21 protein-coding genes are annotated in these 20029 nt (G+C 63.9%); 20 read left to right on the forward strand and 1 reads right to left on the reverse strand.

Features of this window, described 5'->3' with window-relative positions; translation table 11 throughout:
- Window positions 1–70 precede the first annotated feature (70 nt).
- The 16 genes from JS578_13895 to JS578_13970 all read left to right on the forward strand — a co-directional run bounded on the left by JS578_13895 (window position 71) and on the right by JS578_13970 (window position 14027).
- Window positions 71–889, forward strand: coding sequence for an SDR family oxidoreductase (locus JS578_13895; GenBank protein QRX65328.1), 819 nt, complete (start codon window positions 71–73; stop codon window positions 887–889).
- A 71-nt stretch (window positions 890–960) separates the two neighbouring features.
- Window positions 961–2250, forward strand: a complete 1290-nt coding sequence (locus tag JS578_13900) for an ABC transporter substrate-binding protein (GenBank protein ID QRX65329.1) — start codon at window positions 961–963, stop codon at window positions 2248–2250.
- Window position 2251: 1 nt separating this feature from the next.
- Window positions 2252–3001, forward strand: a complete 750-nt coding sequence (locus JS578_13905) for an ABC transporter ATP-binding protein (protein QRX65330.1) — start codon at window positions 2252–2254, stop codon at window positions 2999–3001.
- Entirely contained in the window at window positions 2998–3726 is a 729-nt protein-coding gene (locus tag JS578_13910) for an ABC transporter ATP-binding protein (GenBank protein QRX65331.1), read from the forward strand. Before JS578_13905 ends, JS578_13910 begins: the two co-directional genes overlap by 4 nt.
- Entirely contained in the window at window positions 3713–4570 is an 858-nt protein-coding gene (locus tag JS578_13915; GenBank protein ID QRX65332.1) for a branched-chain amino acid ABC transporter permease, read from the forward strand. Before JS578_13910 ends, JS578_13915 begins: the two co-directional genes overlap by 14 nt.
- Before the next feature lie 3 nt (window positions 4571–4573).
- Window positions 4574–5617, forward strand: a complete 1044-nt coding sequence (locus JS578_13920; GenBank protein QRX65333.1) for a branched-chain amino acid ABC transporter permease — start codon at window positions 4574–4576, stop codon at window positions 5615–5617.
- Window positions 5614–6633 carry an alcohol dehydrogenase catalytic domain-containing protein gene (locus JS578_13925; GenBank protein QRX65334.1) on the forward strand — a complete coding sequence of 340 codons (1020 nt, stop codon included), beginning with the start codon at window positions 5614–5616 and terminating at the stop codon, window positions 6631–6633. Before JS578_13920 ends, JS578_13925 begins: the two co-directional genes overlap by 4 nt.
- 10 nt (window positions 6634–6643) lie before the next feature.
- Complete coding sequence (locus tag JS578_13930) at window positions 6644–7441, forward strand: alpha/beta hydrolase (protein QRX65335.1); 798 nt, start codon at window positions 6644–6646, stop codon at window positions 7439–7441.
- An 11-nt stretch (window positions 7442–7452) separates the two neighbouring features.
- The gene (locus JS578_13935; GenBank protein QRX65336.1) at window positions 7453–8670 is read left to right on the forward strand and encodes a hypothetical protein; all 1218 of its coding nucleotides are present in this window, start codon (window positions 7453–7455) and stop codon (window positions 8668–8670) included.
- Window positions 8671–8731: 61 nt separating this feature from the next.
- Window positions 8732–9292, forward strand: a complete 561-nt coding sequence (locus JS578_13940) for a flavin reductase (GenBank protein QRX65337.1) — start codon at window positions 8732–8734, stop codon at window positions 9290–9292.
- A gap of 205 nt (window positions 9293–9497) precedes the next feature.
- Entirely contained in the window at window positions 9498–10217 is a 720-nt protein-coding gene (locus tag JS578_13945; GenBank protein QRX65338.1) for an ABC transporter ATP-binding protein, read from the forward strand.
- A complete protein-coding gene (locus JS578_13950; protein QRX65339.1) occupies window positions 10214–10927 on the forward strand; it encodes an ABC transporter ATP-binding protein in 714 nt (237 codons plus the stop codon). Before JS578_13945 ends, JS578_13950 begins: the two co-directional genes overlap by 4 nt.
- The gene (locus tag JS578_13955) at window positions 10924–11787 is read left to right on the forward strand and encodes a branched-chain amino acid ABC transporter permease (GenBank protein ID QRX65340.1); all 864 of its coding nucleotides are present in this window, start codon (window positions 10924–10926) and stop codon (window positions 11785–11787) included. The genes JS578_13950 and JS578_13955 overlap by 4 nt, the downstream gene beginning before the upstream one ends.
- 9 nt (window positions 11788–11796) lie before the next feature.
- On the forward strand, window positions 11797–12828 hold the full coding sequence (locus tag JS578_13960) for a branched-chain amino acid ABC transporter permease (GenBank protein QRX65341.1): 1032 nt from the start codon (window positions 11797–11799) through the stop codon (window positions 12826–12828).
- Between the two features lie 22 nt (window positions 12829–12850).
- Window positions 12851–13687 carry an intradiol ring-cleavage dioxygenase gene (locus tag JS578_13965; GenBank protein QRX65342.1) on the forward strand — a complete coding sequence of 279 codons (837 nt, stop codon included), beginning with the start codon at window positions 12851–12853 and terminating at the stop codon, window positions 13685–13687.
- A 7-nt stretch (window positions 13688–13694) separates the two neighbouring features.
- A complete protein-coding gene (locus JS578_13970) occupies window positions 13695–14027 on the forward strand; it encodes a hypothetical protein (protein QRX65343.1) in 333 nt (110 codons plus the stop codon).
- A gap of 10 nt (window positions 14028–14037) precedes the next feature.
- On the opposite strand, the gene JS578_13975 is transcribed toward JS578_13970, so the two are convergent.
- Window positions 14038–14988 carry a LysR family transcriptional regulator gene (locus tag JS578_13975; protein QRX65344.1) on the reverse strand — a complete coding sequence of 317 codons (951 nt, stop codon included), beginning with the start codon at window positions 14986–14988 and terminating at the stop codon, window positions 14038–14040.
- Between the two features lie 93 nt (window positions 14989–15081).
- Here JS578_13975 and JS578_13980 point away from each other — a divergent pair, with 93 nt between their 5' ends.
- The 4 genes from JS578_13980 to JS578_13995 all read left to right on the forward strand — a co-directional run bounded on the left by JS578_13980 (window position 15082) and on the right by JS578_13995 (window position 20006).
- Window positions 15082–16155, forward strand: coding sequence for a maleylacetate reductase (locus JS578_13980; GenBank protein QRX65383.1), 1074 nt, complete (start codon window positions 15082–15084; stop codon window positions 16153–16155).
- Between the two features lie 48 nt (window positions 16156–16203).
- Window positions 16204–17961 carry an FAD-dependent monooxygenase gene (locus tag JS578_13985; GenBank protein ID QRX65345.1) on the forward strand — a complete coding sequence of 586 codons (1758 nt, stop codon included), beginning with the start codon at window positions 16204–16206 and terminating at the stop codon, window positions 17959–17961.
- Window positions 17962–18396: 435 nt separating this feature from the next.
- Window positions 18397–19356, forward strand: a complete 960-nt coding sequence (locus JS578_13990; protein QRX65346.1) for a VOC family protein — start codon at window positions 18397–18399, stop codon at window positions 19354–19356.
- Window positions 19356–20006 (forward strand): hypothetical protein, encoded by a 651-nt coding sequence (locus tag JS578_13995; GenBank protein ID QRX65347.1) that lies wholly within the window; start codon window positions 19356–19358, stop codon window positions 20004–20006. The genes JS578_13990 and JS578_13995 overlap by 1 nt, the downstream gene beginning before the upstream one ends.
- Window positions 20007–20029: the final 23 nt, after the last annotated feature.

Consider the following 20029-nt stretch of genomic DNA (forward strand, 5'->3'; position numbering starts at 1 on the left):
CCGACGGCGGCTGCCCGCGATCCGCGGACGGGCCCCTCCTTGCGGCGTGCAACATTCAAGGGGGGAGGTCTTGTCTATGCTTGAACGAATGTTCGATGTGCGCGGTCAGTCCGTGATCGTGACGGGCGGGGCCAGCGGCATCGGCCGCGCCTATGCCGAGATCATGGCCGCCCAGGGCGCGCGGGTCTGCATCCTCGATCTGGATCAGGCGGGCACCGAGAAGACCGTCAGCGAAATCAAGGCCACGGGCGGCGATGTCTGGGGCCTGAAGGTCGATGTCGCCGACCGTCCCGGTCTGGCGGCGGCGTTCGACGCGGTGGCCGACAAACACGGCCGCATCGACACGGTCTACGCCAATGCCGGCATCGATCCGGGGCCCGGCTTCATGACGCCGACAGGCGAGCGCAATCCCGACGGCGCGATCGAGAACATCCCGGACGAGCAGTGGGACCGGGGCATCGAGATCAACCTCACCTCGGTCTACAGCACGGTCAAGAATGCCGTGCGCCACATGAAGCCGAACGGCGGCGGGCAGATCATCGTGACCTCCTCGATCGCCTCGGACATCAACGAAAGCATCGTCGGCACGTCCTACATGCCGGCCAAGGCCGCGGTGAACCATTTCGTCCGCCACATGGCGATGGAACTCGGGGCCTACGGCATCCGCGTCAACGCGATCCTGCCGGGCCCGTTCATCACCAATATCGCCGGCGGTCGCCTGCGCAACAAAGAGGATCGCGCGGCCTTCGAGGCGCAGTCCCTGATCGGACGGATCGGCGATGTCGAGGACATCAAGGGCCTGGCACTGCTGCTGGCCTCGCCGGCCGGATCCTACATGACGGGATCGCTGGTGGTCATCGATGGCGGATCGCTGATCCGCATGACCTGACAGGCAAATGGGCGTGCGGCCTGCCAGGGAGCGGCGGGCGATGCGCCAAAATATGGGAGAGGAGAACAGAAATGGCTTACATCAACAAACTGATCCGGCCCACCCGCCGCGGCGTGCTGCGCGGCATGGGCGCCGGCCTTGCGGCGAGCGTTCTGGGGTCGCCGGCGGTGCTGCGCGCCCAGACGGCGGGCAAGATCCGCATGGGTTATATCACGCCCGAAACCGGGCCGCTCGGCCTGTTCGGGGAAACCGACGGCTATACCGTCCAGAAAATCCGCGAGGCGCTCGGCGGCAGACTGCAATCGGCCAATGGCGACGTCTACGAGCTCGAAATTCTCGAGCGTGACAGCCAGTCGAACCCGAACAAGGCCGCCGAGATCGCCGGCGACCTGATCCTGAACGACGAAGTGCATCTTCTCGTGCCGGCATCGACGACCGATACCATCCTGCCGGCCATGGAGCAGGCCGAACTTTACGAGACGCCGTCGATCTCGGCGGGCGCGCCATGGCAGGCCGTGATCATGCCGCGCGGCGGCGGCGAATTCGACTGGACCTACCATTTCTTCTGGGGTCTGGACGAGGCGCTGAACACGTTTGTCGGCCTGTGGAACGGGCTGGAGACCAACCGCAAGGTCGGCATGCTGTTTCCGCAGAACATTGACGGCGAGACCTGGGGCAACGAGGAATACGGCCTGCCCGTGCCGACCCGCGCCGCGGGCTACGAGGTCACCATCCCCGGCTATTTCCAGCCGCGCACCAATGATTTCTCGGCCCAGATCTCCACGTTCAAGCAGGCCGGCTGTGATATCATCGGCGGCATCACCTATCCGGACGATCTGAAGACCTTCGTGACCCAGTGCAACCAGCAGGGCTTCAAGCCGAAGGCGGTGACCGTAGCGGCGGCGCTGCTGTTCCCGGGCAGCGTCGAGGCAATGGGGCCGCTTGGCAACGGCATGACGACCGAGGTGTGGTGGACGCCGGCCTTCCCCTTCAAGTCTTCGATTACCGGGCAGACCAGCCGGGAGATCGCCGATCAGTGGGAAAGCGAGCAGAACCGCCAGTGGACGCAGCCGCTCGGCTATTCGCACAGCGTTCTGGAAGTGGCGATCGACGTGCTCAAGCGTTCGGCCGATCCCCTGGATCGCGAGGCCAACCGCGAGGCGCTGGCGGCGACCGATCTCGACACCGTGGTCGGCCATATCAACTTTTCGGGCCAGCCGCACAAGAATGTCTGCACCACGCCGATCTTCGGCGGCCAGTGGGTCAAGGGCGAGAAATGGCCTTACGACCTCAAGATCGTGGACAACAGCGTCAACCAACTGTTCGAGCCGCAGCAGAAGATCGTGGCGCTGAACTGGTAGGATGCAGATGCAACAGCCAACAGGCGAACGCCAACGGCTTCTTCAGGCCCGGAACGTATCGAAAAGCTTCGGCGCGTTCCGGGTGCTGCACGATGTCGACTTTGATGTTTATCGCGGCGAAGTGCTGGGAATCCTCGGCCCCAACGGCGCCGGCAAGACCACGCTGTTCAACATGATCAGCGGCGACCTGAAGCCCACCGCCGGCGAGATCCGGCTGGGAGAGGTCATGCTGAAGGGCGAGCCTCCGCACCGCCGCTGCCAGATGGGGATTGGCCGGACCTACCAGATTCCGCAGCCCTATTCGGGAATGACGACCTTTGAAAACCTGCTCGTCGCCTCGGCCTTCGGCGGCGGCAGGTCCGAGGCAGAGAGTTATGAATTCTGTGCGCAGGTGCTCAGCGATTGCGAATTGCTGAACAGGGCCAATGTTCTGGCCGGATCATTGTCGCTGCTGGACCGAAAGCGGCTGGAGCTTGCCCGGGCGCTCGCCTCGGGACCGCAGCTTCTGTTGCTGGACGAAATCGCCGGCGGGCTGACCGACGAGGAATCGAAGGAGCTCGTCGCCCTGATTGCGCAGATCCGCGATCGCGGCGTCACCATCATCTGGATCGAGCATGTTCTACATGCGCTGATGGCGGTGGCGGACCGGCTTCTGGTGCTGAACTTCGGCGAAAAAATCGCGGAAGGCGACCCTAGGACCGTCATCGCCAACCCCGATGTCATGCGGGTTTACATGGGGGTCGAGGCATGACGGAATTATTGTCAACACATGGTCTGGTCGCCCGCTACGGCGATTTCCAGGCGCTCTACGACGTCGATGTTGAAGTCGACGAAGGCGAGGTCATCGCGCTGATCGGCGCGAACGGCGCCGGAAAATCCACCTTCCTGCGGGCCGTTTTGGGGTTGCTGCCGGTAAAGCCGGAGATGGTTCATTTTGAAGGTCAACCCATCGGCGGCACGCCCACCGACCAGATGGTGCAGAAAGGGGTTGCCATCGTTCCGGAGGGACGGCGGCTGTTCACCGGCATGTCCGTCACGGACAATCTGCGCGTGGCGATCGATCAGACGAGCCGTCATGGCAGCAAGGGCGACTGGACGCTGGACAGGGTGCATCAGCTCTTTCCCATCCTCAAGGAGAAGGCACGCGTGCCGGTTCAAAACCTCTCCGGCGGCCAGCAGCAGATGGTCGCGATCGGACGCGCATTGCTGTGCCAGCCGCGTTTGCTGCTGTGCGACGAGATCAGTCTCGGTCTCGCGCCCAAGGTCATCCGCGAGATCTATGCCGTCCTGCCCGAAATCAGGGCGCAGGGGACGTCGATCGTCGTGGTCGAGCAGGATGTCGGGCTGGCGAAGAGCGCGTCCGACCGGCTCTATTGCATGCTCGAAGGGCGCGTGACGCTGAGCGGACGCTCCGACGACGTCACGCGCGAACAGATCAGTGAAGCCTATTTCGGGGGTGGCCATGCAGTGGTTTGACGCACTTGTACAGGGCATCCTGCTGGGCGGGATGTATGCGCAATACGCGCTTGGAATGGCCCTGATGTTCGGGGTCATGCGGATCGTGAATGTCAGCCATGGCGATCTGGTCATCCTGCTGTCGCTGATTGGCATCTCGCTGGCCTCGGCCTTCGGGCTTGGTCCGTTCACGGTGATGGCTGCGCTGGTGCCGCTGGCGGTGGCGATGGGCTGGCTTCTCCAGCGCGCGGTGCTGAACCGGGTGGTGGGCGAGGACCCGCTGCCGTCGCTGATCGCGACCTTCGGCCTGTCGCTGGCGCTGCAGAACCTGATGCTGCAGATCTGGTCGGCCAACAGCCGCTCGCTGCCGGGCGGCGGGATTGAAAGCCAGTCGATCCAGATCGGCGGCATCTATATCGGCCTCCTGCCGATGCTCGTCCTGCTGGTCGCGACCGGCCTGACGCTGGGGCTCGACCTGATGCTGAAACGCATGCGCTTCGGCAGGGCGCTGCGCGCCGCCTCGGCCGATGTCGAGGCTGCGGCCATGACCGGCATCAATCCACGCACCGTCTATGCCGCGGCGACGGCGATTGCGGTCGGCATTCTCGGCTTTGCCGCCGTGTTTCAGTCACTGCGCTCGACCGTGGCGCCTGCCGATGGCGGGGCGCAGCTGATCTATGCCTTCGAGGCCGTGATCATCGGTGGCATGGGCTCGGTCTGGGGTGCGTTCGCCGGTTCGATGGTGCTGGGCATCGCCCAGGCTGTCGGTTTTCGCATCGACCCCGGCTTCGGCGTTCTGGCCGGCCATCTCGTCTTCCTGCTGATTCTAGCCGTGCGCCCTCAGGGCCTGTTCGGGAGAGCGTGAATCATGACTTCTCATTCTATCGCACCCAGCGCGGATGCAGCGCAGATCGGCATCAAGGTCCGGCGTCAGACCCTCTCCGGGATCATTGCGCTGAGCCTGTTCGTGTTCGCTTTGGTTGCGCTCGCGGCCATGCCGTGGTGGGCCAAGACCGGCACGATCCGCATGGTGCTCGAACTGTGCTGCTACATTCTGGCGGCGCAGATGTGGAACCTGCTCGCCGGTTATGCCGGGCTGGTTTCGGTCGGCCAGCAGGCGTTCATGGGCGCGGCCGGCTATGCGCTGTTCGTCATGGCGCAGACCTTCGGCATCAACCCGTTCCTCGCCATCTTCCTGTCGCTGCTGGCGCCCGCCGTGCTCGCCGTTCCCTGCTATATGCTGCTGCACCGGCTGGACGGGCCCTACTTCGCCATCGGCACATGGGTGGTGGCCGAGGTGTTCCGTCTCGTGGCGTCCAATCTTGGCTGGGTCAATGCCGGGGCCGGCATGTCCCTGGGCGTGATGCGGGATTATTCCACCTTCGAGCGCAACATCGCCATGTCGCTTCTCTGCGCGCTGATGATCCTCGTCGCCATCGGCGGCGGCTACTGGTTCCTGCGCTCGCGCTTCGGCCTTGCGCTGATCGCCATGCGGGACAACCCGGTGGCGGCGGCAAGCCAGGGCGTCAATGTCCGCCGTCTGCGGTTCATGGTCTATGTCGCCGCAGCCGTGGGATGCGGTCTGGCGGGGTCGGTCTATTTCATGGCGCAATTGCGCATCAACCCCGCCTCGGCCTTTGATCCGATGTGGTCCAATGTCGCGATCTTCATCGTGATGATCGGCGGCATCGGCACCATCGAAGGCGTGCTGATCGGCGCACTCATCTACTTCATCGCGGATCGTTATTTCGGCGAATATGGCGCGAGCTACTTCATCGTGCTCGGCGTAATGACCGTGCTGGTCGCGCTCTATGCCCGCACCGGCATCTGGGGGATGATCTCCAAACGTTGGGACGCCCCGTGGTTCCCCATCCGGCGCCATCTGATTGTCGCGAAGGAGGATAGGCCATGAAGGCGGTCATCTTCGACACCGTCGGTCAACCGTTGCGCGTCGGCGACAGGCCCGATCCGACGCCGGCGCCCGACGAGGTCGTGCTGAGGGTCGCCGCCTGCGGCATCTGCGGCAGCGACCTGCACATCACCGAGGATCCCGAGCCCTTCGGCATTGCCGGCGATTTCGTGCTCGGCCATGAAATCGCCGGCGAGGTGGTGGCGACCGGCGGCGGCGTCGACACGCTGAAGCCGGGCGACCTGGTTGCCGTCGTGCCGATGCGCGGCTGCGGGCACTGCGCGCGTTGTCTTGCCGGCGATCCGGCGCGCTGCCCGGAGATGACGCTGATCGGCGGCGGCTATGCGGACTATGTCTGCGTTGCAGCCCGCCAGTGCCGCGTGCTGCCCGAGGGGGTTGCGGCAAGCGACGCTGCGCTCGCCGAACCGCTTTCGGTAGCGCTGCACTGCATCGTCCGCTCCGGCATGAAGCCGGGCGATCGCGTCGCCATTCTCGGCGCCGGGCCGATCGGTCTGCTGGTCGCCTTCTGGGCGCGGCGGCTGGGGGCTGCAAGCGTGGTGATGGCCGATCTCTACGATCATCAGGCTGAACGCGCCCGCGCTCTGGGGGCGACGGGCTTTGCGCTTTCAGGCGCGGGTCTTGCCGAAAACCTCAGCGATCAGTGCGGCGGCCCGCCCGATATCGTTTTCGAATGCGTCGGTAAGCCCGGCCTTCTGCAAGCGGCAGCCGAGGCTGTCCGGCTGCAGGGCAAGGTGATCGGCGTCGGTCTTTGCATCGGCGGCGATGAATGGGACCCGTTCGTGGCGCTCTCCAAGGAGATCGACCTGATCTTTTCGGTCTTTTTCCATCAGAGGAATGAATTCGGCGTGGCGCTCGACGCGCTTGCCAAGGGAGCCGTGGTCGCGCCGCAGGCGATCATCACCGACCGCATCGGGCTTTCGCCCGTGCCCCAGGTCTTCGAAGGCCTGCGCCGGCGCACCACCCAATGCAAGGTGCTGATCCAGCCCGAACTTGCCTGAAGGAGAGGATATGACTGTTCAGTTTGAGACATCAGAATACGAGATCGGCGGCGTTCATACGGTGGTGAAGGCCATCGGAAAGGGCAAGCCGGTGCTGTTCCTGCATGGCGCGGCGACGCTGGAAGGCTTCGATTTCGCCGAAGGCCTGGCCGATCGTTTCCGGGTCTATTGCCCGAGCCATCCCGGCATGGGCTATTCGGGCGATGCGCCGCATATTTCAGGGTCGATGGATATCATCATCCATTATCTGAACCTGCTCGACGCGATGGCGCTTCCGGAAAAGCCGCACCTGATCGGCTTTTCGATGGGCGGCTGGCTTGCCACCGAACTGGCGGCCGTTGCCGGCGACCGGTTCGACCGCGTCGTGCTGCTCGCGCCGGCCGGCCTCAATGATCCCGACCATCCTGCGACCGATCTCGGATCGATCGCGCCGCAGGATCTTCCCGGCTTTCTGGCGCATGACGCTTCGGTCGCGCTTCGGTACTTCCCCGATGGCTCCGATCCCGCTTTCGCCGAGAAATTCGGCGCCGATCGCGCCCGCGAGGGTGAGACGGTCGGGCGGATCTGCGCGCCCTTCGGCATGGGTCACCCCAATCTGCGCCGCATGCTCGCCCGGATATCCAATCCGGCGCTGGTGGTCTGGGGCGACAAGGACAGGCTTCTGCCGGCGAGCCAGCTGCCCTTGTGGGTGGAGCAATTGCCGAACGGCCAGGCGCTGTTGATCGAAGGGGCCGGCCACCTGCTCCTGCAGGAGCAGCCCGATAGCGTGACAAAGATCGGCGACTTTCTCGCCGGACCAACATTGTAGGAGGAGATGACATGAACAAACATGTGAAGCCCGGATACTGGGGCGACAGCGTCGATTATCGCGACATCCTGAAAAAGATCGCGGATATCGGCCCGACGCTCGAAGCCAATGCGCCGGCGGACGAGGAAGCGGGCGAACTGACGAAGGAAAGCTTCGAGGCGCTGAAGCCGCTGCGTTTCTCGCATCTGATGGCCACGGAAGAGCTCGGCGGCGCGCAGATGCGCCCGACCGAGGTTCTGCAACTGATCGAGGCGGTGACCTGGTGGTCGGGCTCGGCCGGCTGGGTGTCGATGGTGCATTGCTGCATCGGCGCGATGTCGGCGGCGTTCCTGCCCGACAGCGCGGTCGAACGGCTGTTCGAACCCGGCAGCGACAATCGCTTCTCGGGCCAGGGCGCGCCGCTTGGCATGCTCAAGAAGGTCGATGGAGGCTACACGCTGACCGGCAAGTGGAGCTACGGATCGGGCTTCAGCCATGCAACCTGGTCGCATTCGGCCTGCTTCATCGATGACGGCAACGGAAAGCCGGCCAAGGATGCCGACGGCAATGTCATGGTCATGTGCGCCCATGCGCCGATCGGCGAGCATGAACAGCTTGGCAACTGGGATGTGCTCGGCCTCAAGGGTACCGGGTCGATCGATTACTCCGCCAAGGATGTGTTCATTCCGGAGGATCTGGTGTTTCCGATCCTGTCGGCGCCGCCGCAGCGTCTGAAGGAATTGTTCAGCCTCGGCATTGTCGGTCTTGCATCGATCGGTCACACCGGCTGGGCCATGGGCACGGGCCGGCGCATGCTGGACGAGATCGCCAAATTCGCCCGCAGCAAGTCCGGCCGGGCCGGCATGCTCGGGGAAAGCGAGAAGTTCTGGTACGATTATGGCCGCGCGGAAGCCAATTATCGCGCCGCGCGCGCCTTCGTCATGGAAGTCTGGGGCGATATCGAGGCCAGCGCCGAGGCGGGCAAGATGATGACAACCCGCCAGATCAGCCTCGTTCATCTGGCCAAGGCCCAGATCCACGAGGTCGGCGTCGATGTCTGCAATTTCGCCTATCGCGCATCCGGCGGGGCTGGGCTCAGGGCCGGCGTGATCCAGCGCACCCTTCGCGACATGATGGTGGCGGCGAACCACTTCACCATCGCGCCGTCGCTTGTGACGTCTGCCGGCCGCGACATCGGCGGGCTTTGGTCCGATCGGACCTGGCAGTTCTACGATCTGATCGAGAAGTAATAACCGAAGGGGGCGCAGAATATTGCGCCCCCTACCGAACAGACTGCCGGAGTAATGCCTGATGCCTGAACACCATACCGTCGCCGAAGCCTTTCGCGAGGCTTTCCGTTGCCATCCAGCGGGCGTTGCGGTGATCACCGCCGATCCCGGCGATCAGCCGGTGGCGATGACCGTATCCTCGCTGATTTCCGTCAGCGGGTCGCCGCCGACCATCGCCTTTTCGCTTTCGGCGCGCTCGCGCTCCACGGCAACGGTGCTGCAGGCGGAAACCGTGGTTATCCATATGCTGCGCTATCCAGATCTGGAACTGGCGCGGCTGGGGGCCACGCCCGGCGCCGACCGCTTCGGTCCGGGCATCGCCTGGACGCGGCTTCCGACCGGCGAGCCGCGCTACACCAATGTGTCGACATGGTTCAGGGCGCGCATCAGCGGCACGCTGGCGGTCGAAGGGGCAACGCTGGTGGCCGCCGAATTGCTCGAAGGGGCGACCGCCGATCTTGCCGCGCCCGAACGGGAATCGCTGGTCTATCTGGATCGCCGCTGGCACCGGCTGCGCGAGGACAGCAGCGGCGTGGCGAGCCTCGCTTTGCTGGACGAGGAATACCGCGACGTCTTCCGCTGAAGCACGCGGCGATGCCGCCGGAATATAGCGCGACAGTGGATCGGGCTGTCGGAGGCGCGGTTTATAACCCGAAGCGATATTTTTGCGCAACTATCCGATCATGCCGCCGGAAAGACAGGTCTAAGGTAGCGCAAGGAGGAAGCCAGCCCGGGCAACTGCAGCAGAAGCGCAAAGACGAGGCTGGTGAATGGAGGGGAAGAGGATCATGGCAATCCTTTCCGTAAAGGGTATGTCCAAAAGCTTCGGCGCGCTGAAGGTCGCCGACGACGTCAGTTTCGAGCTTGCCGAAGGCGAGGCGCTGGGCATCATCGGCCCGAATGGCGCGGGGAAGTCCACGCTTTTCAACCTCATCACCGGCAATCTACGGCCGGACGGCGGGCAGGTAATGTTGGGCGACCGCGATGTCACCCGGGAGAGCCCGATGCAGCGCTGCATCAGCGGAATCGGCCGGTCGTTCCAGATCCCGCAGCCTTTCGACCATCTGTCGGTCTATGAGAACCTGCTCGTGGCCGCGCGCTTCGGCGGAGCCGTGGGCGCATCCGAGGCGCCGGGATTGTGCATGTCGATTCTGGCGCGGACGGGGCTGGAGCAACTGGCCCTCCACAAGGCCGGCGTCCTGCCGCTGCTGAGCCGCAAGCGGCTGGAACTGGCGCGCGCGCTCGCCACAAGGCCGCGCGTTATCCTGCTTGACGAGATCGCCGGCGGGCTGACCGATGGGGAGTGCGCGGAGCTCGTAACCACGATCCGCGCAATCCACGCCGAGGGCACCGCCATTCTCTGGATCGAGCATGTCCTGCATGCATTGAACGCGGTGGTGTCGCGGCTGATGGTCCTGAACTTCGGTCGCATGCTGATGATCGGCGATCCGGAAGAGGTGATGGCCGCGCCCGAGGTGCGCGAAGTCTATCTGGGGATCGAGGCATGAGCGCGCTTCTGGACATTCGCGATCTGACCGCCCATTACGGCGACTTCCAGGCCCTGTTCGGCATTGACCTGACGCTGAATGAGGGCGAGACGCTGGCGATCATCGGGGCAAATGGCGCCGGCAAGACCACGCTGATGCGCGCCATCACCGGCATCGCCCGGGTAACGGCGGGCACGGCCGCCCTGAACGGCAAGCGCATCGACCGGCTCACCGCGCCCGATATTCTGCGCGCCGGCATCAGCATGGTGCCGGAGGGGCGGCGACTTTTCCCCAGCCTCACCGTCGAGGAAAACCTGCTGATCGGCGCCCATGTCCGCAAGGGCAATGCCTTCTGGAACCTGTCGCGCATTTTCGAGCTCTTCCCGGTTCTGGCTGAGCGCCGCGGCCAGCCCGCCACCGCGTTATCCGGCGGCCAGCAGCAAATGGTCGCGATCGGACGGGCGCTGATGTCGAACCCGTCCGTGCTCCTGTGCGACGAACTGAGCCTTGGTCTTGCGCCCGTTGTCATCCGCGAGATCTACGCCGCCTTCCCGACGATCCGCGAGAGCGGAACCGCGATCATCGTGGTCGAGCAGGACATCGGCCAGGCGCTAAAGATCGCCGATGGCGTCCATTGCATGATGGAAGGCCGCATCACGCTGTCGGGCCCCCCTTGCGAACTGTCGCGCGATGCCATCCACGACGCCTATTTCGGGATCAGTCACGCATGATTTGGCTTGAAACACTCATTCAGGGCTTGCTGCTCGGCGGATTGTACGCCCTGTTCGCTGCGGGGCTCAGCCTCGTCTTCGGCATTATGCGCCTGGTCAATCTGGCCCATGGCGACCTGATCGTCCTGGCGGCCTATCTTATCCTCGGCATCGGCACGGCCATGGGGCTGAACCCGTTCATCGCCGCGCTGATTGCCATGCCCATCATGTTCGCCCTCGGCTATGTGCTGCAGACCGTGCTTTTGAACCGCGTGCTGGGCGAGGACATCCTGCCGCCGCTGCTGGTCACCTTCGGGCTGTCCGTCGTCATCCAGAACGCGTTGCTGCAGCAGTTTACCGCCGACAGCCGCAAATTGCCGGTCGGTCCCATCGAGGCGCAATCGCTGTCTTTCGGGTCGGTCAATGTCGGCATCATGCCGCTGATCACTTTCGCCTCGGCCATACTGGTGATCCTCTGCCTGAACCGGATCTTCTATCGGACGGCGCTTGGCAGGGCGTTCCGGGCCACGTCCGATGATCCGGTGACGGTTCAGCTTATGGGAATCCGGCCAAGCCGCATTTTCGCGGTGGCGACGGGCATTGCCATGGTCGTCGCCACCATCGCCGCGCTGTATCTGGGCGCGCGCGCCAATTTCGATCCGTCCATCGGTCCCGCCCGCCTTCTCTATGCCTTCGAGGCGGTTATCATCGGCGGGCTCGGGAGCCTGTGGGGCACGCTGATCGGCGGGCTGGTCATCGGCGTCGCGCAGGCCTTCGGCGCGGCGCTCAACCCGCAATGGCAGATCCTGGCGGGCCATGTCGCCTTTGTTGTCGTGCTGCTGTTGCGGCCGCGCGGGCTGTTTCCGCGCGCCTATGATTGAGGACCGGCCATGAGAAAATCCCTGGAACTCCTCTTCGTTGCCATCCTCGTCGCCATCATGGCGATCATCCCGCTGTTCGGCCTGCGCGCGCTGGTGCAGGACCTGTTCATGGTGTTGTGCCTGCTGGTTCTGGCATTGAACTGGAACATGCTTGCCGGCTTTGCCGGCCTCGTCTCCGTCGGCCAGCAGCTTTTCGTCGGCGTCGGCGCCTATTCGATGTTCGCAGCCGTTATCCTGTGGGGTATTGATCCCCTGACCGGCGCGGTGATCGGCGGCTTGGTCGCCATGGCGCTGTCGGTCCCGGTCGCCTTCTTCACGTTTCGTCTGAACGGCGCCTATTTCGCCATCGCGACATGGGCGGTTGCCGAAATCGGCCGGCTTTCCATCGGCCAGTGGCGCGCGCTTGGCGGCGGCACGGGCACCGCTCTGCCGCGTGGAGCCGCGCGCGATATGCCCGGCGTTCAGCTCCTGCGCGACGTTCTCGACATTTCGGGTGCGGCGGCCGTCGATGTACTGACCTACTGGCTGGCGCTGGGGCTGGTCGTGGTGATGCTGGTCGCCAGCTGGCTGTTCCTGCGCTCGCGCATGGGGCTCGGCCTGCAGGCCATGCGCGACAATCCCGTCGCGGCCCGATCCGTCGGCGTCGATGCCGTGCGCCTCAAGGCGCTGGTCTTCCTGTTGACCGCGTTTGGCACCGGACTTTGCGGCGCGCTGATCTTCATACAGACCGGACGCATTGCGCCCGACGCCGCGTTTTCGGTGATCGACTGGACGGCCTTCGTCATTTTCATTGTCGTCATCGGCGGTATCGGCACCTTGCCAGGCCCGATCGTCGGCGTGTTGGTCTTTTACGGCCTGCAGCGGCTGCTTTCCGACTACGGCACGGTCTATCTGATCGTTCTGGGCGTGATCGGCATCGTGATCATGCTGTTCGAAAAGAGGGGATTGTGGGGCGGCCTGATTCAGCGGACCGGTTTCGACCTGCTGTCGCTTGAACACATCCCGCCTGGACCCGGTCCCGATAAACGCACAACAACCTGATGCGCCCGAGGAGGAGCAACGCATGAGCTATTTCAACGAAACGACGTCAGCCGACACGGTCAACGCCCGCATGGGGCCTGAAACCGATCCGCGTCTTGCCGAAGTCATGACATGTCTCGTTCGCCACATTCATGACTTTGCCAAGGAAATCCAGCTGACGCAGGACGAGTGGGAGTATGCGATCGCCTTTCTGACCAAAACCGGCCAGATGTGCTCGCAGGAGCGGCAGGAATTCATTCTGCTGTCGGACGTTCTGGGCGTTTCCATGCTGGTCGACGCGATCAACAACCGGCGTCCCGAAGGCGCGACCGAGAACACCGTTTTCGGGCCGTTCCATGTCGACGGGGCGCCGATCCGGCAGATGGGCGACAATATCTCCCTGGATGGCAAGGGCGAAAGCTGCCTGTTCGAGGGCCGGGTGCTGGACCGCGACGGCAATCCGATCGAAGGCGCGACGGTGGACGTCTGGTCGGACAATGCCGAGGGCTATTATGACGTTCAGCAGCCGGGCATCCAGCCGAAATGGAACAATCGCGGACGGTTCATCACCGGGGCGGACGGCCGCTACAGCTTCGTCGGCATCAAGCCGGTCAGCTACCCGATCCCCGATGACGGGCCGGTGGGACAGATGCTCGGCCATCTCGGCCGCCACCCCTACCGCCCCGCGCATATGCACTATCTCGTCACCGCGCCGGGCTATCAGAAACTGGTGACACACACCTTTGTCGGCGGTGACGAATATCTGGAATCCGACGCGGTGTTCGGCGTCAAGAAATCGCTGATTGCGCCGTATGAGAGGGTTGAGGGCAGCACCACGCAATGGCGCTCTCCGTTCGACTTCGTCCTCGTATCATTGTGAGGTCTGAATGCCCAATGTCAAAATATTCGTCGACGAGGCGCTCTACAACGCGGCACAGGAGAAGCTGGTCGCGCTATTGCCTGATCTGCGGATAGCGCTGTGTTCACTGCTCTCGGTCGACAATGCCGCCTGTCATCTGGCCATGCTTCCGGTTCTCGGCCTGTCCGATCAGCCGCAGGTTAGCGTCGAGCTCAATCTGTTGGCGCGGCCGGACCGGACCCGGGAGAAGATCGCCGAAATTGCCGGAGAGCTTCGCAAAAAGGTCGGCAATGCGACCGGCCAGCCTGTGGCGGTACGCATCTCCATGCTGGATCCGGAGACCTATGTCGCGCTGAAATGACCTTTGCGCTTCAGCGCCGCCGGTGGGTCACCTGTTCTTCATGATCCATACTGGCCTGCAGGCGCTGGGCCTCGATATGCAGGAATTCGATGAACTGCCGGGCTGCGGGCGGTCTCTGTCTTTCGATCATGGTCAGAACGCCGAGCTGGCGGTCGGGATGGTCGATTTTCAACGGCAGCACGGCCAGAGGGATGGTGCGGCGGTTTTGGAAAACCACGGAATAGGGCAGGATGGTCAGGGAGTCCGAACCCATCAGCAGCGACTGGATCGAGGCGAGCGTTCCGCCGGAGAAATTGATCATGAAATCCTTTTGCCCGATCGATTTCAGCGCCCGTTCGAGATCGCGGTAAAGCGGGCTGTTGGCGGGCGGCGCGATCCATGGATAGCGGGCGACGGCATCGAGCGTGATGCCCTTGACCCGCGTCAGGGGATGGTCCGCGCGGCAGGCGACCACGTTCCTGCCCGAAAGCAGAGGCAAAAAGTCCATATCCACAGGCACCTGCCGCGGATGAAGCGGCAGAATGGCGATATCGAGACCGCCATTGCGCAATCCTACGGAAAGGCTGTCCAGATAACCGTAGGACTGGTCGATATACACATCCGAATGACGCGACTGAAATTCGGCGATCATGACCGCCACGACGCCGTCGGTGAAGATCGGCGATCCGCCGACGCGCAGCCTGCCGGCGAGCCCCTGGCGGAAGCGCCGGACCAGAAGGCTGGCTTCCTGGTTGGCGCTGCGGATGCGGCTGCCCAGCCGCGCGAGACTGGCGCCCAGTTCGGTGGCGCGCAATGGCCTGCGCCCGGGCTCGAACAGCGGCATTCCGATCCTCTTCTCGAGCAGGGCCATGCTGCGCGAGACCGAAGGCTGCGACTTGCCGAGCTCATCCGCGCCTTCGGTCAAGCCGCCCTTTTCGACGATCGCCGCCAAGATCTCGAGATGCTCGCTGTCTATTTTCATAACCAAAAGCAATATAATATTCCGATCATCCGATCAATATCTCCGTTTGATTACGCTATTGTGATTTCCAGTCTTCACAGGAGGGAGGGGCCTTTGTCTTTTTTTCGCGAGCAATTCACCGCGCGCAGCGCGGCCGTACGCGTTCGTTTCGGCGCCGGCGTGCGCAAATGCCTCGCCGAGGAACTGGAGACGCTGGGCGCGCGCCGCGCATTGATCCTGACGACGCCCCAGCAAGCGGACCTTGCCGATGCCTTTGCCGAATACTGCGGAGCGCGCGCCGCCGGCGCTTATACCAATGCGACGATGCACACGCCGGTCGACGTCTCGGATGAGGCGGCCAGCCGCGCTGCGGAACTGGGCGCGGATATGCTCGTCTCCGTCGGCGGCGGCTCGACGATCGGGCTCGGCAAGGCGATCGCTCTCAGAACCGGCCTGCCCCAGGTCGTCGTGCCGACCACCTATGCCGGATCGGAGGCGACGCCTATTCTCGGCCAGACCGAAAATGGCATGAAGACCACCCAGACCAATGCGAAGGTGCAGCCCGGCACCATTCTCTACGACGCGGAACTGGTCACGACCCTGCCGGTCGAGATGACGGTCACCTCCGCGCTCAACGCAATGGCGCACGCTGCCGAAGGGCTCTACGCCCGTGACCGCTCCCCCCTTTCCTCGCTGATGGCCGTCGAGGGATTGCGCGCTTTCCGCGACAGTCTGCCGAACGTTCTGGCCGCGCCGACAGATGTGGCTTCGCGCGGGGAAACCCTCTACGGGGCATGGCTTTGCGGCACGGTGCTGGGACAGGTGGGCATGGCGCTGCATCACAAGCTCTGCCACACGCTGGGCGGAAGCTTCAACCTGCCCCATGCGGAGACCCATGCGATCATCCTGCCGCATGCACTTGCCTACAATGCCGCTGCGGTTCCGGAACTGCTGGCGCCGGCGGCAGAGCTTTTCGGCGACGACAATCCGGGCAGGGGACTTTATCGCTTTGCCAGGGAGATCGGCGCCCCTCTGGCCCTGCGCGATCTGGGGATGAGCGAGGCCGATCTGGACAAGGCGGCGGAACTGGCTGTCGCCAATGCCTACTGGAACCCGCGCCCGATCGAACGGGATGCAATCCGGGCGCTGCTTCAGGCGGCCTGGAGCGGGGATATGCCGGCCTTTTGATATTTCGGCGGCAATGTCCGCCTTGTTCTGTTCTTGGGAGGAGACCTTATGCCAGACATCACGACCGATGTATTGATCATTGGCACCGGCCCTGCGGGCTCGGCCACCGCCGCCTTGCTTTCGACCTACGGCATCGAAAACATGGCGGTGAACCGCTATCGCTGGCTTGCCAACACGCCGCGCGCGCACATCACCAACCAGCGCGCCATGGAGGTGCTACGCGACCTCGGTCGCGAGGTCGAGGACGAAGCCTATCTGTTCGCCACCCACCAGGCCTTGATGGGTGAGAATATCTTCTGCGAAAGCCTTGCCGGCGAGGAAATCGGCCGGATGAAGGCCTGGGGCAATCACCCGCTCTCCAAGGCCGAGCATCTCATGTCTTCGCCCACGAAGATGAACGACCTGCCGCAGACCTTCATGGAACCGCTGCTGTTCAAGACCGCATGCGCGCGCGGAACCCAGGCGCGGATGTCGACGGAATACCTGCGCCACCAGCAGGACGCCGACGGCGTTACCACGACCTGTCTGGACCGGCTGACGCAAAAGGAATTCACCATCCGGTCGAAATATCTGATCGGCGCGGATGGCGGCAAGTCCCTGGTCGCGGAGCATGAAAACCTGCCCTTCGAGGGCAGGATGGGCGTCGGCGGCTCGATGAACATCCTGTTCAAGGCCGATCTGACGAAATATGTCGCCCATCGCCCGTCCGTGCTTTACTGGGTGATGCAGCCGGGCGCCGATGTCGGCGGCATCGGCATGGGTCTGGTCCGCATGGTGCGGCCATGGAACGAATGGCTGATCGTCTGGGGTTACGACATCAACGGTCCCGAGCCCGAGGTTACGCCGGAGTTCGCCACCGGCGTCGCGCGGCAGCTGATCGGCGACCCGGATCTTGAGATCGAGCTCCTTTCGGCCAACACGTGGACGGTGAACAACTTCTACGCCACGAAAACGGCGAGCGGGCGCGTGTTCTGCATGGGCGACGCAATCCACCGCCACCCGCCCTCAAACGGACTTGGGTCCAACACCTCGATCCAGGATGCCTTCAACCTCGCCTGGAAACTGGCGATGGTTCTGAAGGGACAGGCGGGCGAGCATCTGCTCGACAGCTACGACGCCGAGCGTGCGCCCGTGGCAAAGCAGATCGTGACGCGGGCGAACCAGTCGATCGCCGAAACCGGTCCGATCTTTGCAGCCCTCGGCATGGCCGAAGGGGTGGACCCCGAGCAGATGCAGAAGAACCTCGAGGCGCGCACCGACGGCACTCCCGAGGCCGAGGCGCAGCGCGAGGCGATCCGCAAGGCCATTGCGTTCAAGAAATACGAGTTCGACGCCCACGGGGTCGAGATGAACCAGCGCTACAGTTCTGATGCCGTGGTAACGGATGGACAGATCGAGCCGGCTTTCCAGCTGGATGCCGATCTTCATTACCAGCCGACAACCTGGCCGGGCGCGCGCCTGCCGCATGTGTGGCTGTACCGCCATGACAACGGAGCCGAGGTCTCGACGCTGGATCTGTGCGGCCATGGCAGGTTTACCCTTTTGACCGGACTGGGCGGCGAGGCCTGGGTCGAGGCGGCGGCCCGGGTGGCGGATACGCTTGGCATTGAGATCGTCACGCATGTGATCGGGCCGCGACGGGAATATGTCGACCACAGCGGCGAGTGGGCGAGACTGGCGGAGATTTGCGACAGCGGATGCCTTCTGGTCCGGCCGGACCACCATGTCTGCTGGCGCGCGACATCGTGCGCCGATGATCCGGAAGCCGAACTGCAGCGCGCGCTGAAACACATTCTGGCCCGGTAGGACATCAGGAAACCGGCGGGCGGCGCGCGACGCGTCGCCCGGTCTCGAATGCAAGACGGCCCGAAACCGGACCGGCGAAACTTCATAACAGAAAGTCATGCAAGCCGCCCAACATCGCATAATCAGCGCTTCCGCCATGCGCTAGTATGATGCGCGAGGAGCATTCGGTTATTGGCGCAATAGCCGATGACGCGCGGGAATCGAACATGCTGCACCTGAAGAGGCGACGGCTCGGATTTTTCGCGTGGGCATTCGGGAGCGGAGCGCTGTTGCAAGCGGATGAGGAGTTTCGGCGGCACTGCGTTTTCAGGCCGATAACGTCTTCGCCGGACCACCCATGTTCATGCGCGGGTGTCGCCGGAAGGGGCGCGCACAGGGGCATGGTCATGCGCTTCGTGCGGGTCGAACAGTTGTTTTTTATGGGAGGATCATATCGTGGCGCAAATCAGCGGCTATCATCATCTGACGCTTTCGACGGATGGTGCGCAGGAGGATTTCGATTTTTACACCAAGACGCTGGGGCTTCATTCGGTCAAGCGCACGGTGCTGTTTGACGGCGTGATTCCGGTTTATCACCTCTATTACGGCTCGCCCGACGGCGATGCCTCGACCATCATCACGACTTTCCCGTTCCGCAAGCCGGGCGTCTATGGCCGCCGCGGCACCAACCAGTCGCGCACCATCATGCAGGCTATCCCGAAGGGCGCCGCGAATTTCTGGGTGGACCGGCTGAACGAGCGCGGCATCAAAGCCGAGAAGATCACCCGTTTCGGCGCCGACCGCGTCGTCTTCGCCCATCCCTGCGGCATTCCGCATGAACTGGTGGAGAGCGACAGCGACGACCGCACGCCGATCGCCAACGAGGCGCAGGGCGTGAGCGCCGAGCACGGCATCAAGGGCATTTACGGCGCCCTGATCGCCTGCTTCGACCGCAGTTCGATGGATGATTTCATGACCGTCGCCCTGCCTTTGACCAAAGAAGCGGACACGGATGAAGGCACGGTCTACCGCGTGCCCGATGCGAATGGCATCATCCAGCGCGTCGAGGTCATCACCGATCGGGAAAGTCCGCAGGGCACCTGGACGCTGTCGGGCGGCACGATCCATCATCTGGCGCTGAACACCGGCGATGAGGAAAACCAGCTGAAATTGCGCGCCCATATCGAGGGTCTCGGCTTCACCGACATCTCCGAGCAGAAGGACCGCAACTACTTCAAGTCCTGCTATGTCCGTTCGCCCGGCGGGGCGCTGTTCGAACTGGCCTGGACGACGCCGCAGGGCTGGGCCCGCGACGAACCTCCCGGCCAGATCGGCAAGACGCTTGTGTTCCCGCCATGGTTCAAGGACCGCGAGGATGAGCTGCGCGCCGGGCTTGAAGAGGCCGAGTTCGTTTGATGGCTTCGGGTGCGCTTCATCTGCCGGCGGAAAAACAGGCCAGGGCGATCTGTGTGTTTGTGCATGGCCGGGGGCAATCGCCCGAGGAAATGCAGGCACATGTCCTGGACCGCCTTGAAGCGCCGGAGGTCGCCTTCGTGCTGCCGCGGGCCGAAGCAGGCTCGTGGTATGAAGCGAGGGCGATCGATCCCCTGACAGACGGGACGCGGTCTGCGCTTGCGGCCGCTCTGGAGCAGCTTGCCGCCGATGTGGCGGGCGCGCGCGCTGCGTTCGGCGCGCTGCCCTTGCTGCTCGCCGGGTTTTCGCAAGGGGCCTGTCTTGTTCTGGAATATGTCTTTGCGGGGCTAGCCGCCCCGCAGGCGCTCGCGGCCTTCACCGGTTGCCGCGTGGGCGCGGAGACGGATGAGCGGCCCCGGCGGCTGGCGCCGGATCTGCCGGTCTACCTGACGGGCTCGGACGCCGATCCGTGGATTCCCGTCAAAGCCTTTGCCGAAGCCGCCAGGGAGATCGGCGCGGGCAAAGGCCGGCTGCGCGCGGACGTCTTCCCCGGTCGCGGCCATGAAGTATCGGATGCGGAAGTGGCCATGCTGCAAAGCCTGTTGCAGGATCTTGCTGCGGGAGCGCCCCTTGGCATGGGGGCGGCGCGCTAGCGCATCGGCCCAAAAATCGGAAT

The sequence above is a fragment of the Dysgonomonadaceae bacterium zrk40 genome (genome assembly GCA_016916535.1).
Taxonomy (GTDB): domain Bacteria; phylum Bacteroidota; class Bacteroidia; order Bacteroidales; family Dysgonomonadaceae; genus Proteiniphilum.

What these genes read in the sequence shown, in the direction of transcription:
- JS578_13900 (QRX65329.1), top strand. Translation starts at nt 961, where the DNA reads ATGGCTTACATCAACAAACTGATCCGGCCCACCCGCCGCGGCGTGCTG.
- JS578_13905 (QRX65330.1), top strand. Translation starts at nt 2,252, where the DNA reads ATGCAGATGCAACAGCCAACAGGCGAACGCCAACGGCTTCTTCAGGCC.
- JS578_13910 (QRX65331.1), top strand. Translation starts at nt 2,998, where the DNA reads ATGACGGAATTATTGTCAACACATGGTCTGGTCGCCCGCTACGGCGAT.
- JS578_13915 (QRX65332.1), top strand. Translation starts at nt 3,713, where the DNA reads ATGCAGTGGTTTGACGCACTTGTACAGGGCATCCTGCTGGGCGGGATG.
- JS578_13920 (QRX65333.1), top strand. Translation starts at nt 4,574, where the DNA reads ATGACTTCTCATTCTATCGCACCCAGCGCGGATGCAGCGCAGATCGGC.
- JS578_13925 (QRX65334.1), top strand. Translation starts at nt 5,614, where the DNA reads ATGAAGGCGGTCATCTTCGACACCGTCGGTCAACCGTTGCGCGTCGGC.
- JS578_13930 (QRX65335.1), top strand. Translation starts at nt 6,644, where the DNA reads ATGACTGTTCAGTTTGAGACATCAGAATACGAGATCGGCGGCGTTCAT.
- JS578_13935 (QRX65336.1), top strand. Translation starts at nt 7,453, where the DNA reads ATGAACAAACATGTGAAGCCCGGATACTGGGGCGACAGCGTCGATTAT.
- JS578_13940 (QRX65337.1), top strand. Translation starts at nt 8,732, where the DNA reads ATGCCTGAACACCATACCGTCGCCGAAGCCTTTCGCGAGGCTTTCCGT.
- JS578_13945 (QRX65338.1), top strand. Translation starts at nt 9,498, where the DNA reads ATGGCAATCCTTTCCGTAAAGGGTATGTCCAAAAGCTTCGGCGCGCTG.
- JS578_13950 (QRX65339.1), top strand. Translation starts at nt 10,214, where the DNA reads ATGAGCGCGCTTCTGGACATTCGCGATCTGACCGCCCATTACGGCGAC.
- JS578_13955 (QRX65340.1), top strand. Translation starts at nt 10,924, where the DNA reads ATGATTTGGCTTGAAACACTCATTCAGGGCTTGCTGCTCGGCGGATTG.
- JS578_13960 (QRX65341.1), top strand. Translation starts at nt 11,797, where the DNA reads ATGAGAAAATCCCTGGAACTCCTCTTCGTTGCCATCCTCGTCGCCATC.
- JS578_13965 (QRX65342.1), top strand. Translation starts at nt 12,851, where the DNA reads ATGAGCTATTTCAACGAAACGACGTCAGCCGACACGGTCAACGCCCGC.
- JS578_13970 (QRX65343.1), top strand. Translation starts at nt 13,695, where the DNA reads ATGCCCAATGTCAAAATATTCGTCGACGAGGCGCTCTACAACGCGGCA.
- JS578_13975 (QRX65344.1), bottom strand. Translation starts at nt 14,988, where the DNA reads ATGAAAATAGACAGCGAGCATCTCGAGATCTTGGCGGCGATCGTCGAA.
- JS578_13985 (QRX65345.1), top strand. Translation starts at nt 16,204, where the DNA reads ATGCCAGACATCACGACCGATGTATTGATCATTGGCACCGGCCCTGCG.
- JS578_13995 (QRX65347.1), top strand. Translation starts at nt 19,356, where the DNA reads ATGGCTTCGGGTGCGCTTCATCTGCCGGCGGAAAAACAGGCCAGGGCG.